This is a genomic window from Actinomycetospora chlora (assembly GCF_039542135.1).
Lineage (GTDB): Bacteria > Actinomycetota > Actinomycetes > Mycobacteriales > Pseudonocardiaceae > Actinomycetospora > Actinomycetospora chlora.
The window spans coordinates 63132-77936 of sequence record NZ_BAABHO010000030.1; the positions used below are offsets into that span (position 1 = coordinate 63132).

The window sequence follows — 14805 nt, forward strand, 5'->3', positions numbered from 1 at the left end:
CGTGCGCGGGATCACCCGGTCGGGGGCGTGACGATCAGCCGTCCGGCCGTGTCCCACGGGTGAGATCGACAGGAGGTCCCCGTGATGAGCGCGCCGATCCGTCCGGCCCCGCAGCAGAACCCACAGCAGACCCCGCAGCAGTCCCCGCAGCGCCGGATCCGGCTCCGTGGCTGGGTGTCGCTCGGGCTGCTGCTGGCCTTCTACGCCGTCGGCGCCCTGCACGAGTTCGCCCCGCAGCTGACCGCGCTCCTCGGGCTCGGTCACTGACGGCGGACTGACCGGCTCCTTGCCGCGCGCGACACCGTCGAGTTACGTTGCGTAGCACCCTGGCGACGGTGTGTGGGAGTGCCGATGCGGACGCTGATCAGGAACCCCGCGAGGCAGCTCGACTCGGGCTACCTGGACCGGACGCCGTTGTTCCAGTTCGTGCTGCTGTCGCTGCTGTTCCCGATGTGGGGCGCCGCGGCGGGGCTCAACGACATCCTGATCACGCAGTTCAAGCACGTCTTCGTGCTGTCCGACGCGGCGACGGCGTTCGTGCAGTCGGCGTTCTACGGCGGCTACTTCCTCATCGCGATCCCCGCGTCGCGGATCGTGCGCCGGACGTCGTACAAGGTCGGCGTCCTCATCGGGCTCTCGGTCTACATCATCGGCTGCGGGCTGTTCTTCCCGGCGAGCACGCTCGCGACCTACGGGATGTTCCTGTTCTGCATCTTCGCGATCGCCATCGGCCTGAGCTTCCTCGAGACCAGTGCGAACACGTACTCCTCGATGCTCGGACCGCGCCCGACCGCGACGCTGCGGCTGAACATCTCGCAGACCTTCACCCCGATCGGCAACCTGCTCGGCGTCGTCCTCGGCAAGTACCTGATCTTCAGCACCGGCGACTCGATCCAGGCCCAGCTCGACGCGGCCCCGACACCCGACGCGAAACGCGCGCTCGGCGAGGCCCTCCTGCAGAACACGCTGCTGCCCTACAAGTACATCCTCGTGGTGCTGGTCGTCCTGCTGGTGCTCTTCGTGCTCACCGAGTTCCCGCGGAGCAAACCGGTGGGGGAGGCCGCGGAGCGGCCCGCGCCCCTGGGGGAGACGCTGCGGGTGCTGGGGCGGATCCCGCAGTACCGCAAGGGCATCGTCGCGCAGTTCCTCTACGTCGGGCTCCAGACCGCGGTCTGGTCGTTCACCATCCGCGTGGCGCTCGAGCTCTACCCCGGCATGAACGAGCGCGAGGCGACCAACTTCATGATCGTCGGGTTCTCGTGCTTCCTGGTCGGCAAGTTCGTCGCGAACGCGCTCATCGCGCGCTACTCGGCCGCCCGCGTGCTCGTCGTCTACTGCGGGATCGGCGCGGTGCTGCTCGTCCTGGCCGCGTTCGGGCCGTCGGCGTCGACGATCTGGCTGGTCATCGCGTCCAACCTGGTCATGGGGCCGTGCTGGCCGACGATCTTCGGGCAGACGCTCGAGACGATCGAGGACAAGCGCTACCAGGAGACCGGCGGCGCGATCCTCGTCATGGCGATCGTCGGCGGGGCGGTCGTGCCGGTGGTGCAGGGCGCGGTGTCCGACGTCCTGGGATCGCTGAAGCTGTCCTTCGTCGTCTCGGCGGCCTGCTTCCTCGGGATCCTGCTGTACTTCCGCAGCAACCTGCGCCACCCCGTCGCCGCGGAGGAACCGGCACCTGCGGCGACGACGGGCAGCGGCAGTCCCTAGGGGGTCTGCTCGCGCCGGCGGGCGGAGAGCCCGGAGCGGTACTGCTTGGGCACCGGCGCGCCGCGGAAGTCCTGGTCCAGCGCGGCGTTCCACGTCCAGTAGGGGTCGACGAGGTGCGGCCGGGCGAGGGCCACGAGGTCGGCGCGGCCCGCGGCGATGATCGTGTTGGCGTCCTCGACCGACGACACGGCGCCGACGGTGATGGTCGGGACCCCGGCCTCCTGACGGATCCGGTCGGCGAACGGCGTCTGGTACAGCCGTCCGTACCGCGGCGCCGCGTCGGTGGACGTCTGGCCGGTGGAGACGTCGATGATGTCGGCCCCGTGCGCGGCGAGCATCGGCGCGAGCGCCACGGCGTCGTCGCCGCAGAACCCGGCGCCCTCGCCGTCCGGGTCGCCGTCGACCCAGTCGGTGGCGCTGATCCGCACGCTGATCGGGCGGTCGTCGGGCCAGACCTCCCGGACCGCGTCGAGGATCTCCAGACCGAGGCGGGCCCGGTTCTCCAGCGGGCCGCCGTAGGTGTCGGTGCGGTGGTTCGACAGCGGCGAGAGGAACGACGACACCAGGTAGCCGTGCGCGTAGTGCAGCTCGAGCAGGTCGAAGCCCGCGTCGGCGGCGCGGCGGACGGCCTGCACGTGGGCGTCGATCACCTCGGCGATGTCGGTGGTCGTCATCTCGCGCGGCACGGGGCTGTCCGAGCGGTAGGGGACCGGCGACGGGCCCAGGACCTCCCAGCCGCCGTCGGGCAGCGGGTCGTCCATGCCCTCCCACATGACCTTGGTCGAGCCCTTGCGCCCCGCGTGGCCGACCTGCGCGCCGATGAGCGCCGGGGTCTCGCGGTGGACGAAGTCGACGATGCGGCGCCACGCCGCGCCCTGCTCGTCGGTCCACAGCCCGGGGCAGCCCGGGGTGATGCGGCCCTGCGGCGTCACGCACGTCATCTCGGTCATGACCAGCCCCGCGCCACCGACGGCGCGCGAGCCGAGGTGCACCAGGTGCCACTCGGTGGGCACGCCCTCGACCGCCGAGTACTGGGCCATGGGGGAGACGACGATGCGGTTGCCGAGCGTCCGGCCGCGCAGCCGGAACGGGTGGAACATCGGCGGGGTGCCGTCGGCGACCTCGAGGCCGGACGCCCGCGTCTGCTCGGCGAGCCAGTGGTCGAGCCGGGCCACGTAGGCGGGGTCGCGCAGCCGCAGGTTGTCGTAGGTGACGCGCTGGCTGCGGGTGAGCAGCTGGAACACGAACTGCTGGGGCGCGAGGTGGCGGTAGCGGGCCAGGCCCTCGAACCACTCGAGGCTGGTCTGCGCCGAGCGCTGCAGCGACGCCACCACCGTCTCGCGCTCCGCGGTGTAGGCCTTGAGCGCGGCGTCGAGGTCGGACTCGCGGTCCAGCGCGCCGGCCAGCGCGATCGCGTCCTCGAGGGCGAGCTTGGTGCCCGAGCCGATCGAGAAGTGGGCGGTGTGCGCGGCGTCGCCGACGAGCACGACGTTGCCGGCACTCCAGTGCTCGTTGCGCATCACCGTGAACGACAGCCAGCCGGAGTTGTTGCCGATCAGCGGGAAGCCCCGCAGGTGCTCGGCGAAGACGCGCTCGCAGAAGCGCATCGACGCCTCGTCGTCCTCGCCGGGGCGCCGCGGGACCGCGGCGTACGCGTCGAGGCCGGCGCGTCGCCACGTGGCCTCGTCGGTCTCCACGATGAAGGTCGAGCGGGTGTCGTCGAAGGGGTAGATGTGCGCCCAGAACAGGCCGAACCCGGTCTCGACGATGAGGAACGTGAAGCAGTCGAACGGGCGCTCGGTGGCGAACCACGCGTACTTCGCCGTCCGGCCCTCGCGCGACGGCACGAACCGGTCGGTCAGCGCCTCGCGGGTGCGGCTGTTGACGCCGTCGGCGGCCACGACGACGTCGAACCGCGCGCGCAGCTCGTCCAGCGGCGGCGCCTCGGTGCCGTAGCGGACGTCGACGCCGAGCTCGGTCGCGCGCTCGCCGAGGATCTGCAGCAGCCGCTTGCGCTCCAGCGCGGCGAAGGCGTGGCCGTCGGAGCGCTCGATCGTGCCGAGGAAGTCGGTGTCGATGGCGCTCCAGTGCCGGAACTCGGCCTGGATGCGGTCGATGGACTCCGGGTCGGCGTCGGCGATGTTCTGCAGGGTCTCCTCGGAGAACACGACGCCGAAGCCGAAGGTGTCGTCGGCGGCGTTGCGCTCGTACACGACGACGTCGCGCGCCGGGTCCGACTTCTTGGTCAGGATCGCGGTGAACAGCCCGCCGGGGCCGCCGCCGACGGACGCGATCGATCGGGCGGCCACCGGTCAGATCCCGTCGTCGAGCAGGTGCTCGAAGCGCAGGCCCAGATCGCTGACGACCACCCCGAGGTGCGCCAGCGCGGCGCGGACGCCCGCGGCGGCGCAGGGGGCGAGGTCGTCGGCGCCCAGCAGGGCCCGCAGCGCGTCGTACGCGGCGAGCAGCTCGGTCTCGGTTCCGGTGAGCTCGGTGCCCACGAGGTCGGTGCTCATGCCGTCTCCCGGGCGGTCAGGGCCGCGCGCTGCTGCTCGGCGCGCAGGTCGGTGAGGCGCTTGGCCTTGAGCTCGAAGCGCGGCAGCTCGTCGGTGGCGGCCCGGCGCAGGTGGAAGCGCAGGCCCTCGTGGGCGTCGGCGAGCCGGGCGCCGAGGTCGGCGGCCAGCGCGGTCCAGCCGTCGTCGGTGGTCGCGGGGTGGGGCTCGATCAGCAGGATGACCTCGTCGCGGCCGTCGAGGTGCTCGAGGCGGATCTGGAACTCCTCGACGCCGCCGACGCCCCGCACGATCGCCTCGACCGCTCCCGGGTAGACGTTGGTGCCGCGGACGAGCTTCATGTCGTCGACCCGGCCGATGATGCCGCCCTGGTAGAGGTCGAACGTGCGCCCGTTGCCCGCGGTCGCGGCCGGGACCTTCACGACGAGGTCGGCGGTGCGGTAGCGCAGCAGCGGCGTGGTGGAGCGACCGAACGACGTGCACACCCGCTCGCCGCGCTCGCCGTAGGGCAGCTCGCGGCCGGTGCTGGGGTCGACGACCTCCTCGATGAAGTGGTCCTCGATGACGTGGCAGCCGCCGGGCTGGTTGGCGGGCTCGAACATGACGATCGTCGAGATCTCGGTCATGCCGGCGGTGTCGATGGCCCGGGCGCCCCAGAGCCGCTCGATGAGCGCCTTCGTCTCCGGGATCGAGCCCGCCGGCTCGCCGGAGAGGACCAGCGTGTGCACCGGGCCCGACGGCAGGTCGATCCCCATCGCCGCGGCCTCCTGGGCCAGGCGCAGGGCGTAGGTCGGGGTGGAGGCGACGACGGTCGCGCCGAAGTCGACGATCTGCCGGACGCGGTGCGGCGTGGTCTGGGCGCCGCCCGGCACGGTGAGCGCGCCGAGCTTCTCCAGCCCGCCGTGCAGGCCCCAGAACCCGATGAAGCTGCCGTAGCCGAACGCCACGTAGCCGACGTCGCGCGGCCGCACCCCCGCGCCCCACAGCGCGTAGCACCACATCTCCGCGGCCCACGACCAGTCCTTGCGCGAGTCGAGCGCGCGCAGCGGCGTGCGTCCCGACGTGCCGCTGGTGGTGTGCACCCGGATCGCCCGCTCGGGTCCGGCGACCGGCAGCTCGCCGTACGGCGGGTGGACGTCCTGGCTGCTCATCCACTCCTCGCGGGTGAGGAACGGGAGGCGCTGCAGGTCGTCGCGGGAGCGCAGACGGTCCGGGTCGACGCCCGCGAGCGTGCGCGCGTAGTGCGGGCTGCGGGCCTTCGCCCAGGCGACCGTGCGGCGGAGCTTGGCGAGCTGGAGCTCGCGGAGCTGCTCGCGCGGCAGCGTCTCGGTCTTGGGGTTCCAGAACGGCTGGTCGGTCATCGTCTGGTCGGTCATGGGCTGGTCCTCCGTCGCCCGGCCGGAGATAGCGTCTCTGTTACGGCGGTGACGAGAACAAACTAGCCTGGTGCTCGGCAGCGACACCAGACCTCGTGGAGGCCGTCCCGATGAGCGAGATCGCCCTGGTCAACCCGGACACGCTGGCGAAGCCGTCCGGCTTCACGCACGCGGTGCGCCACGGCGACGTGGTGTGGCTCGCGGGCCAGACGGCGCTCGACGCGGCGGGGGAGATCGTCGCGGGCGGGATCGTCGAGCAGTTCCGCCAGGCCCTCGGCAACGTGGTCACGGCGCTGCGGGCGGCCGGCGGCGACCCGTCCCGGTTCCTCTCGGTGACGATCTACCTGACCGACATCCCGGACTACCAGGCCCACGGCAAGGAGATCGGCGCGGTGTGGCGGGAGCTGGTCGGCACCGACTACCCGGCGATGACCGGCGTCGGGGTCACCGGGCTGTGGCAGCCCGAGGCGCTCGTGGAGATCCAGGCGGTGGCGGCGGCGTGACCGCGCGGACGTGGCGGGCGGCGGGTACGGCGAGCAGCTCGCGGAAGCGGTCGAAGAGGGCCTCCGCCCGCGAGCCGATCCAATCCTCGGGCAGGTACTCCAGCGGCAGGCCCGGGTCGAGGTAGGGCAGGCGGCGCCAGGCGGTGACCGCGGGGACGTAGTCGGCGAAGGCGCGCGCGTCGTCGCCGGGGTGGTCCTCCCAGCGGGCGGCCACGCCGGCGAAGCGCCGCAGGTAGTCGGCGTACGTGGCCTCGAGCGCGTCGAGGTCCCACCAGGCGGCGATCGTGTCCCGGCCCGGCGCGCCGGCGAGGTGGGTGGCGCGGAAGACGTCGGTGAACTGCGCCAGCCCGCCGCGGTGCAGCGCCGCCAGCACCGCGTCGCCGAGGTGGCCGGGCGCGACCCACGTCCCCGGCCCGATCGTCCCCAGCCCGAGCCGGGTCAGCGTGCTGCGCAGCCGGTGGCGCTGGTCGCGCTCGGACTCCGGCACGGAGAACACCACCAGCAGCCACCCGTCGTCCGGGTGGCCGCGGCGGCGGCCGTAGATGCGGGTGTCGCCCTCGGCGAGGATCTCGAGGGCCTCCGCCGAGGCGCGGTAGCCCGCGGTGCGGCCCTGCTTCTGCGCCTCGAGCCGCCCGCGCTTCTTGAGGCGGAAGACCGCCGAGCGCGTCGCCTGCTCGTCGACGCCGAGGTCGGCCATCAGCCGCACGATCGTCGCGACCGACAGCCAGCCGCCCAGCTCGCGGGCGTACAGCCCGAACAGCGACACGATGAGCGCCCGCGGCGCGAGGGGGCCGGCGTCCGGCACGTCCCCCGGCTCGCCGACCGGCCGTGTCGCGCCCGCCACCACGCGCACACCGTGGGACGCCGCCGGCCCGCGCGCAAATCCAGGGGTCACCCCGGGCGGCGGGCGGAGACCTGGTGGATCCGGGCCTGCACGAACACGGTGTCCGCACGCTCCGCCGCGGCCGCGACGTCGGCCCGCAGGTCCCGGATCCGGTCCGGGCTCGCCGTGCCGGCCGAGGCGATCGCGTCGTGCATGTTGTCCAGCAGCTCCGCGAGGAACATCTTCTGCGCGGGGGTGGACATCCGGTTCTCGACGGTCTCCTCGTGGACGTCGACGAGCCCCGCGGCACCGAGGTGCGCCCCGAGGCGGGGGCCGATCGTCGGGTCGCCGCCGTGGAAGCGCACCGTCGCGCTGTAGACGTCGGCCAGGTCGTCCAGCGCGGGCACCCGCGGCTCCGCGTGCAGGGTGGGCGTGAACAGGTCCTCGACCACGACCACGCCGCCCGGGCGCACCGCCGCCACCATCGCGCGCAGGGCCGCCATGGGCTCGACGAGGTGGCCGAGGAACAGCCGGGCGAAGACGAGGTCGACCCCCGTGACCGGCAGGGCCTCGCGGGCGGCGTCGGCGCGGACGAACGTCGCCGCCACCCCGGCGGCCCGCGCGGCGCGCCGCGCGATGTCGAGCGCGTCCTCGTCGGCGTCGACGCCGACCACGCGCCCCGACGTCCCGACCTCCCGGGCCATGTCGAGCGCGACCTGGCCGTCGCGGCAGCCGACGTCCAGGCACGTGACGCCCGGGCCCAGGCCGACGGCGCGCAGGAACCGTAGCGTCGAGTCCGCCATCACCGTCGACATCCGCGCGAGCCGGTCGGCGTCGGTCGCCCCGCCGGCGATCGTGTACCCGGCGCGATCGTCCATGCCGGTCCTCCTGCGCTCCTCGGGCCGAACACGACGGAGCGTGCCACCCCGCCGTTCCGGCGTCGATCAGGACGCCGACCCGGGCGGCACCGTCCGGCGTCGCCGGACGGTGGCGCCGGCGGCCGCGCCGAGCGCCGCGGCGGCGCCCACGAGCGCGGCCACCAGCCCGGGCGACGGGGGCCGGCGGGTCGTGATCGCCGGCCGCACCACGACGGGGGCGGGCTCGGCGACGGGCTCCGGGGCGTTCTCGTGCAGCGTCGCCGCCCACGCGGTCACGAAGAGGACGAGCCGCGCCACGACGTTCGTGAACACGAGGAGCCCGAGGACCGGGCCGAAGGCCACCCCGGCCGGCGAGGTCGTGACCTGGGCGAGGTAGACGGCCACGACCTGCTGGAGCGCCACGAGCGCGACCGCGCCGAGGGCGGCCGCCCGGACGGCGCTGCGCGCCGTCACCGGTTCCCGCGGGAGCCGGGCGACGACCCACACGAGCACGATCCAGTTGGCGAGGAGCGTGACGGCCACGCCCGCCAGGCCCACGAGGAACCGGGTGAGCCACGCGCGGTCGAGGCCCGGCAGCTCGATCACCGTGCCGGACATCGCCGTCCCGACCGCGGTGACCCCGAAGGACAGCAGCAGCGCGGCGCCGAGCCCGATCATGGCGAGGAGGTCGGCGGCGTAGCGCCGGACCAGGGAGTGGGCCTCTGCGCGCTGGGCCCACTGCTCGGAGAGCGCCTCGCGCAGGTTCGCGGTCCACCCCAGGCCGGCGATCAGCCCGACGACCAGGCCGAGGACGCCGACCGCGTCGCGCTGGTCGATCGCGGTGGTGATGATCGAACTCACCATCGGGGCGAGCGACGGCGGCACCGTGCCCGTGATCGCCTCCTGCAGCTCCGCCAGCAGCTGCGGGTCACCGGCGAGGACGTAGCCGGCGGAGGCGAACGCGATCATGAGGACCGGGACGAGGGCCAGCACGCTGAAGTAGGTGACGGCCGCGGCGTAGTGGTCGCCGTGCCGCTCGACGTACCGGGACCCGGCGCGCACGAGGTGGTCGAGCCAGGGGTGGCGCGCCCGCAGCACCTCGAGCCGGCCGGGCTCCGCGGGCGCCGCGTCGGCCACCGTCACCACACGCCCCATCAGAGCCGGTCCCGCGCGCGTGCCGCCAGGGGTCTTCGGTCGGGTGCGGGCGGGCCGACCGGCCCTGGCCCCGGGGTGACCCGACCCGGTGCGGTCGTGGTCATGTCGCGCTGGACTCCGCTGGCCGCGCTGGGTGCGGCGCAGTTCCTGGTCGTGCTCGACACGTCGGTGATGAACGTGTCGATCAGCCAGCTCGTCGCCGACTTCGACGCCGACGTCACGACCATCCAGCGGGTCATCACCGTCTACACGATGGTCATGGCGGCGTTCCTGCTCACCGGCGGGACGCTCGGCGACGCGTGGGGCCGCCGGCGGACCTTCGCCGCCGGTCTCTGCGTCTACGCGGTCGGCTCGCTGCTCACCGCACTGGCCCCGACCGTCGCCGTGCTCACCCTCGGCTGGTCGATCATCGAGGGGCTCGGCGGCGCCCTCGTGCTGCCGGCGCTGGCCGCGCTCGTGGGCGGGAACTTCGCCGCGGGCCGCGAGCGGACCCTGGCCTACGGCGTCGTCGGGGCCCTCGCCGGAGCCGGGATCGCCGTCGGGCCCCTGCTCGGCGGATGGGTGACCACCTACCTGACCTGGCGGCTGGTCTTCGCCGGCGAGGTCGTCCTCGTGCTGCTCATCCTGGTCGGGCTGCGGTGGGTGGACGACGCGCCCCTCGACGGGCCGAGACCCCGCCTCGACGTGGTCGGCGCCGCGCTCTCGGTCCTCGGGATCGCCCTCGTCGTCCTCGGTGTCCTGCAGAGCACGACGTGGGGGTGGTTGCGTCCGCGCGACCCGCAGGTGGCGGTGCTGGGGTTCGCCCCGACGTTCTTCGTCGTCGCCGCCGGGCTGGTCGTCCTGGCCCTCCTGCGCGCCTGGGTCCGCCGCCGCGAGGCGGCCGGACGGGACCCCCTGTTCCGGTGGTCGCTGACGGCGGTCCCGCCCCTGCGGGCCGCGCTGTGGTGCCTGCTCGCGCAGAACCTCGTGCTGCTCGGGCTCTTCTTCTCGATCCCGCTCTACCTCCAGGTCGTGCTCGGGCTCGACGCCTTCCAGACCGGTCTGCGGCTGCTGCCGATCTCGGCGACGATGCTGGTCACCGCGCTCGCCGCCCCGCGGCTGGCGGGGCTGCTGGCTCCCCGCCAGGCCGTCCGGCTCGGCTTCGGCATCCTCGTGGTGGCCATCCTGTGGTTGCTCGCGACGGTCGAGCCGGAGCTCGACGACGCCGCGTTCGCGGGGGCGACCGCGCTGCTCGGCGTCGGGATGGGGCTGCTGGCGGCCCAGCTCGGCAACGTCGCCCAGTCGAGCGTCGGTGAGGACGACCGCGGTGCGGCCGGCGGGCTGCAGTACACCGCGCAGAACCTCGGGTCGTCGCTCGGCACCGCCTTCGTCGGCTCGGTGCTCATCGCGGGCCTGGGCGCGGCGGCCTCCCGCGGCGTCAGCGCCGACCCGCGGATCTCCGCCGACCTCGCCGGGCAGGTGGGGGTGGCGATCTCCCGCGGCCTCGACTTCGTCCCGCTCGGGCAGGTGCAGGCGGCCCTCGCGGCGGCCGGCGTGCCCCCGGACCAGGCCGCGCCCGTGCTCGAGGCCTACGCGGAGGCCCAGCTGCAGGCCCTGCGCGCCGGGATGCTCGCCACGGCCGCGATCGCCCTCGCGAGCCTGCTCGTCACCGGGGCCCTGCCGTCGGCCCCGGTGCGAGGCCGGAGCCGGGCGGCGACCGCGGCCTGATCGAGCACGTTCCCCGCACCCGACGCCAGGGCCGGAACGCCCGTCCCGCTCGGGGCGCGAGCCCCTGCCACCGTCACGCGAACGCGGCGACGATGACCCGACGCCAGGGGTGAAGGGGGACCGAGATGGCGACCGCGGTGGAGACGACGTTCCACGGGGTGACGCTGGAGGCGTACAACGACCTGCTCCGGCGCCTCGACTTCCGACCCGAGGGCGCGTCCGAACCCGGATGCCTGTTCCACTACGCGGTACCCACCGAGGACGGGTTCCGCGGGGTCGACGTCTGGGAGTCGGCCGACGCGTTCGAGCGCTTCGTCCGGGAGCGGCTCGCGCCGGTGCTCGAGGACGTGGGGATCGCGCCGCCGGAGGTGACCGTCTCGCCGGTGCACAACTACCTGATCGCCCCGTCGGAGCGGTGGGCGGACCCCTCCGACTAGCCACCCGGAGCCGCAATCCGCTCGCGGCCCCCCGGAACCGTTGTCTACCGTCCCGGCGACCATGCGCTTCACCGCGGAACGACCCCTCGACGACGGTGTGCTCGAACGCCGGTTCGCCCTCGACGACGTCCCCGGCATCCTCTGGACGCCGGCCGCCGCTCCGGCCGCCGCCCCGGCCCCGCTGCTCCTGCTCGGCCACCCCGGCGGCCTCGACGCGATGCACCCCCGGCTCCAGGCCCGGGCCCACCACGCCGCGGCGGCGGGCTACGCCGCGGCGACCCTCGAACTGCCGGGCAGTGGCGAGCGGCCCCGGCTCGCCGACGTCGACGCGGCCCGCGGCGACCTGCGCCGGGCCGTCGCGGCCGGTGAGCCGGTCCCCGACGACGTCGTCGACCGGGTGGTCCTGCCGCTCGTGGACCGGGCGGTGCCGGAGTGGCGGGCCGCCCTGGACGCCCTCCTGGCGCTGCCGGAGATCGGTGGCCCGGCGGCGCTGGCCGGCGGCGTCATCGCCGTCGGCGTCCGGCTGGCGGTGGTCGAGCCGCGCCTCGCGGCCGCGATCCTCTTCGCGGGAAGCTACGTGCCGCGCCGCACGCTCGAGGAGGCCCGCCGCGTCACGCTGCCGCTGCTGGTGCTGCTGCAGTGGGACGACGAGGGCAACGACCGGGCACGGTCGCTGGAGCTCTTCGACGCTCTCGGCAGCACGCAGAAGACGTTGCACGCGAACACCGGCGGACACACCGGCGTGCCCGCGTTCGAGGGCGACGACGGGAACCGGTTCCTCGCGCGGCACCTGGTAGACCGACCCGTGTGATCGACGAGGTCGGCCTGGAGCTGCCGGTGCGCGCGGCGCTGCCGGAGCTGGCGGCGGCGCTGGGTGCGCGCGGCGCGGCGGTCCTCGTCGCGCCGCCCGGCACCGGCAAGACGACGCTGGTGCCGCTCGCGCTCGCCGGATCGGTCCGCGGGCGGGTGCTCGTCGCCGAGCCGCGGCGCGTGGCCGTCCGGGCCGCGGCCGCACGGATGGCGTGGCTGGTCGGCGAGGCGGTGGGGGAGCGGGTCGGCTACGCGATCCGTGGCGAGCGCCGTCCGGGGTCGCGGGTGGAGGTCGTCACGACGGGGCTGCTCGTGGCCCGGCTGCAGCGCGACCCCGAGCTCGCGGGTGTCGACGCCGTCGTCCTCGACGAGTGCCACGAGCGCCACCTCGACACCGACCTGGCGCTCGCCTTCGCCGTCGACGCGCGCGCGGCCCTGCGTCCCGACCTGCGGCTGCTCGCGACGTCGGCCACCGCGGCGGCCGACGACCTGGCGGCGGCGCTCGACGGGCCGGTCGTCACCGCGCCCGACCCGCTGCACCCGGTCGACGTCGTCTGGAGCCCGCCGCCGCGGCCGGTGCCGCCGCCGCGCGGGATCCGGGTGGAGCCGGCGCTGCTCGACCACGTGGCGGGCGTGGTGCGCCGCGCCCTCGGCGGGGCCGCCGGCGACGTGCTCGTGTTCCTGCCCGGCCGCCGGGAGATCGACGACGTCGCCCGCCGGCTCGGTGGCGTCTCCGAGGACGGGGTCGAGGTCCTGACGCTGCACGGCGGGCAGGACGGCGCCCGGCAGGACGCGGTGCTCGGCGGTGGATCGGGCCGGCGCCGGGTGGTGCTGGCGACGTCGATCGCCGAGACGAGCCTGACGGTCCCCGGGGTGCGCGTGGTGGTCGACGCCGGGCTCTCGCGGCGGCCGTGGACCGACCACGGCCGGGGCCTCGACGCGCTGGTCACGGTGCTCGCGTCGCAGTCGTCGGCGACGCAGCGCGCCGGCCGCGCGGGTCGCGAGGGGCCGGGGACGGTCTTCCGCTGCTGGTCCGAGGCCGAGCACGCCCACCGCGACCGCGACGACGCCCCGGAGGTGGCGCACGCCGACCTGGCCGGGTTCGCACTGCAGCTCGCGCGCTGGGGCACGCCGGACGCCGCGGGGCTGGCCCTGCTCGACGCGCCGCCGGCCGCCGCGTTCGACGCCGCGCGGGAGGTGCTGCGCGGTCTGGGGCTCGTCGACGAGGGCGGGCGCGTGACCGAGAGGGGCCGGTCGGTGGCGACGGCCGGGGTGCACCCGCGGTTGGGTCGGGCGTTGCTGGACGGCGCGGCGGCGGTCGGCGCCGACACGGCGGCCGAGGTGGTGGCGCTGCTCGCCGCGGACGTCCCGGGCGAGTCCGACGACCTCGAGGAGCGGTGGCGCGCAGCTCGGGCGGCGAACGACCCGCGGTGGCGGGCGGAGGTGCGGCGGCTGCGGCGGGTGGACGGCCTCGGCGGCGGGCGCCGCGCCGGCGGCGGCGCGGACGTCGTCGCCCTCGCCTATCCCGACCGACTCGCCCGGGCTCGCGGTGCCGACGCGCGCGAGTACCTGACGACCGGTGGCACCGGGGTCGAGCTGGCCGTGGGCTCGCGGCTGCGGGGCAGCCCGTGGCTCGCCGTGGCCGACGCCGTGCGCGGTCCGGGCGACCGGGTGGCGCGCGTGCGGCTGGCTGTGCCGATCGACGAGGACCGCGCACGGGAGGCCGCCGCCGGGTGGTGGCACGACGAGGCGGTGGTGGCCTGGGAGGACGGCGACGTCGTGGCCGAGCGCCGCGAACGGCTCGGCGCGATCGTGCTGGCCCGCCGGCCGCTGGCGCGGCCCGACCCGACGGCGGTCGCGGCCGCGGTGCGCGAGGGTCTGGCCGCGGAGGGACTCGGGCTGCTGCGCTGGGACGCCGCCGCGACGTCGTTGCGGGCGCGGTTGGCGTTCCTGCACGCCGCGCTGGGGGAGCCGTGGCCCGCCGTCGACGACGGGTCCCTGCTGGCCAGGGTCGAGGAGTGGCTCGACCTGACCCGCGTCCGCCGCCGGGCCGACCTCGCGCGGGTGGCGGTGGCACCCGCCCTGCGTCACCTGGTGCCGTGGTCGGAGGCCGGTCGGCTCGACGAGCTCGCGCCGACGTCCGTCACCACCCCGTCCGGCCGCCGGGTCCAGGTCGACTACGGCGACCCCGCCGCGCCGGTCGTGGCGCTCAAGGTCCAGCAGGCCTTCGGGTGGGAGCGGGCGCCCGTCCTGGCCGGCGTCCCGGTCGTGGTCCACCTGCTCTCGCCCGCCGGGCGCCCGGCGGCGGTCACCGCCGACCTGGCGTCGTTCTGGGACACGGGCTACCCGCAGGTGCGCGCGGAGCTGCGGGGCCGCTACCCGAAGCACGCCTGGCCGGAGGACCCGCGGCGCTGATCCGGTCTGCCGGACCTCTCCAGTTCGATCTTTCGAGCGTGCCGGGAGTGCTGTCGTGTTCAGAACGGTGGCGGGTCGTCGTCGGGGTGGACGGCGGGTGCGGTGGTGGTGCGCTGCGGCTCGGCGAGCCCGGTGCGCCGTCGGTAGCGGGCGCGCCAGTCGGTGTGGTCGTCGTCGGCCCAGGCGGGCCCGTCGTCGGGCAGGGGGCGGGGTGCGGCGGCGGGTCGGGGCGCGACCGGCTCGACGAGGATCTTTCTCGGTCTGGTGGTGTGGGCGATGCCGGCGCGGGTGCGCCACCGGAAGAGCCCCGGCGCGGGTTGGTGGACCGTCCAGCCCCCGTGGTGTTTGGCGCGGTGGTGGTGGCGGTCCAGGACCCCGAGGTTCCAGTCCAGGCTCGGCCCACCCCACGCGTGGTCGACCGTGTGGTCCAGATCCGAGGCCTGCGCGCGGCGTCGGCAGGCGGGGGCGACGCAGCAGCGGTCGCGGACCCGGGTCCAGC

Annotated in this window: 14 protein-coding genes; 7 read left to right on the top strand and 7 right to left on the bottom strand. The window is 75.1% G+C overall.

The annotated features are described in order from the left end of the window. The first annotated feature begins 84 nt into the window (after nucleotides 1-84). A complete protein-coding gene (locus tag ABD994_RS18670; protein WP_345418250.1) occupies nucleotides 85-267 on the top strand; it encodes a hypothetical protein in 183 nt (60 codons plus the stop codon). Nucleotides 268-351: 84 nt separating this feature from the next. Next, a complete protein-coding gene (gene fucP, locus ABD994_RS18675; RefSeq protein ID WP_345418253.1) occupies nucleotides 352-1710 on the top strand; it encodes an L-fucose:H+ symporter permease in 1359 nt (452 codons plus the stop codon). Here the strand turns inward: fucP and ABD994_RS18680 are convergent. The 3 genes from ABD994_RS18680 to ABD994_RS18690 are packed head-to-tail and all read right to left on the bottom strand — an operon-like array spanning nucleotide 1707 to nucleotide 5599. Next, nucleotides 1707-4019, bottom strand: a complete 2313-nt coding sequence (locus ABD994_RS18680) for a bifunctional salicylyl-CoA 5-hydroxylase/oxidoreductase (protein WP_345418256.1) — start codon at nucleotides 4017-4019, stop codon at nucleotides 1707-1709. The genes fucP and ABD994_RS18680 overlap by 4 nt on opposite strands. 3 nt (nucleotides 4020-4022) lie before the next feature. After that, nucleotides 4023-4226: a hypothetical protein gene (locus ABD994_RS18685; RefSeq protein WP_345418261.1), complete on the bottom strand. Its 204-nt coding sequence runs from the start codon at nucleotides 4224-4226 to the stop codon at nucleotides 4023-4025. Next, complete coding sequence (locus ABD994_RS18690) at nucleotides 4223-5599, bottom strand: phenylacetate--CoA ligase family protein (protein ID WP_345418265.1); 1377 nt, start codon at nucleotides 5597-5599, stop codon at nucleotides 4223-4225. Before ABD994_RS18690 ends, ABD994_RS18685 begins: the two co-directional genes overlap by 4 nt. Before the next feature lie 110 nt (nucleotides 5600-5709). Between ABD994_RS18690 and ABD994_RS18695 the strand changes: the two genes are divergently transcribed. After that, the gene (locus ABD994_RS18695) at nucleotides 5710-6102 is read left to right on the top strand and encodes a RidA family protein (protein WP_345418268.1); all 393 of its coding nucleotides are present in this window, start codon (nucleotides 5710-5712) and stop codon (nucleotides 6100-6102) included. Here the strand turns inward: ABD994_RS18695 and ABD994_RS18700 are convergent. The 3 genes from ABD994_RS18700 to ABD994_RS18710 all read right to left on the bottom strand — a co-directional run bounded on the left by ABD994_RS18700 (nucleotide 6044) and on the right by ABD994_RS18710 (nucleotide 8937). Then, nucleotides 6044-6949, bottom strand: a complete 906-nt coding sequence (locus ABD994_RS18700) for a PaaX family transcriptional regulator (RefSeq protein ID WP_345418271.1) — start codon at nucleotides 6947-6949, stop codon at nucleotides 6044-6046. The genes ABD994_RS18695 and ABD994_RS18700 overlap by 59 nt on opposite strands. 44 nt (nucleotides 6950-6993) lie before the next feature. Continuing rightward, nucleotides 6994-7803 carry a methyltransferase domain-containing protein gene (locus tag ABD994_RS18705; protein WP_345418274.1) on the bottom strand — a complete coding sequence of 270 codons (810 nt, stop codon included), beginning with the start codon at nucleotides 7801-7803 and terminating at the stop codon, nucleotides 6994-6996. Between the two features lie 66 nt (nucleotides 7804-7869). Beyond that, a complete protein-coding gene (locus tag ABD994_RS18710; RefSeq protein WP_345418277.1) occupies nucleotides 7870-8937 on the bottom strand; it encodes a YhjD/YihY/BrkB family envelope integrity protein in 1068 nt (355 codons plus the stop codon). A 102-nt stretch (nucleotides 8938-9039) separates the two neighbouring features. Between ABD994_RS18710 and ABD994_RS18715 the strand changes: the two genes are divergently transcribed. The 4 genes from ABD994_RS18715 to hrpB all read left to right on the top strand — a co-directional run bounded on the left by ABD994_RS18715 (nucleotide 9040) and on the right by hrpB (nucleotide 14306). After that, complete coding sequence (locus ABD994_RS18715; RefSeq protein ID WP_345418280.1) at nucleotides 9040-10644, top strand: MFS transporter; 1605 nt, start codon at nucleotides 9040-9042, stop codon at nucleotides 10642-10644. A 125-nt stretch (nucleotides 10645-10769) separates the two neighbouring features. Continuing rightward, nucleotides 10770-11081: an antibiotic biosynthesis monooxygenase family protein gene (locus ABD994_RS18720; RefSeq protein ID WP_345418283.1), complete on the top strand. Its 312-nt coding sequence runs from the start codon at nucleotides 10770-10772 to the stop codon at nucleotides 11079-11081. 61 nt (nucleotides 11082-11142) lie between these two features. Next, nucleotides 11143-11892, top strand: coding sequence for an alpha/beta fold hydrolase domain-containing protein (locus tag ABD994_RS18725; protein ID WP_345418286.1), 750 nt, complete (start codon nucleotides 11143-11145; stop codon nucleotides 11890-11892). After that, complete coding sequence (gene hrpB, locus ABD994_RS18730; protein ID WP_345418289.1) at nucleotides 11889-14306, top strand: ATP-dependent helicase HrpB; 2418 nt, start codon at nucleotides 11889-11891, stop codon at nucleotides 14304-14306. The genes ABD994_RS18725 and hrpB overlap by 4 nt, the downstream gene beginning before the upstream one ends. 59 nt (nucleotides 14307-14365) lie before the next feature. On the opposite strand, the gene ABD994_RS18735 is transcribed toward hrpB, so the two are convergent. Continuing rightward, nucleotides 14366-14805 (bottom strand): HNH endonuclease signature motif containing protein (locus tag ABD994_RS18735; RefSeq protein WP_345418292.1); only part of this gene is annotated, 440 nt, incomplete at its 5' end.

Coding starts and splice junctions, on each gene's coding strand:
- ABD994_RS18670 (WP_345418250.1), top strand. CDS start 85: ATGAGCGCGCCGATCCGTCCGGCCCCGCAGCAGAACCCACAGCAGACC.
- fucP (WP_345418253.1), top strand. CDS start 352: ATGCGGACGCTGATCAGGAACCCCGCGAGGCAGCTCGACTCGGGCTAC.
- ABD994_RS18685 (WP_345418261.1), bottom strand. CDS start 4,226: ATGAGCACCGACCTCGTGGGCACCGAGCTCACCGGAACCGAGACCGAG.
- ABD994_RS18690 (WP_345418265.1), bottom strand. CDS start 5,599: ATGACCGACCAGACGATGACCGACCAGCCGTTCTGGAACCCCAAGACC.
- ABD994_RS18695 (WP_345418268.1), top strand. CDS start 5,710: ATGAGCGAGATCGCCCTGGTCAACCCGGACACGCTGGCGAAGCCGTCC.
- ABD994_RS18705 (WP_345418274.1), bottom strand. CDS start 7,803: ATGGACGATCGCGCCGGGTACACGATCGCCGGCGGGGCGACCGACGCC.
- ABD994_RS18710 (WP_345418277.1), bottom strand. CDS start 8,937: ATGGGGCGTGTGGTGACGGTGGCCGACGCGGCGCCCGCGGAGCCCGGC.
- ABD994_RS18715 (WP_345418280.1), top strand. CDS start 9,040: ATGTCGCGCTGGACTCCGCTGGCCGCGCTGGGTGCGGCGCAGTTCCTG.
- ABD994_RS18720 (WP_345418283.1), top strand. CDS start 10,770: ATGGCGACCGCGGTGGAGACGACGTTCCACGGGGTGACGCTGGAGGCG.
- ABD994_RS18725 (WP_345418286.1), top strand. CDS start 11,143: ATGCGCTTCACCGCGGAACGACCCCTCGACGACGGTGTGCTCGAACGC.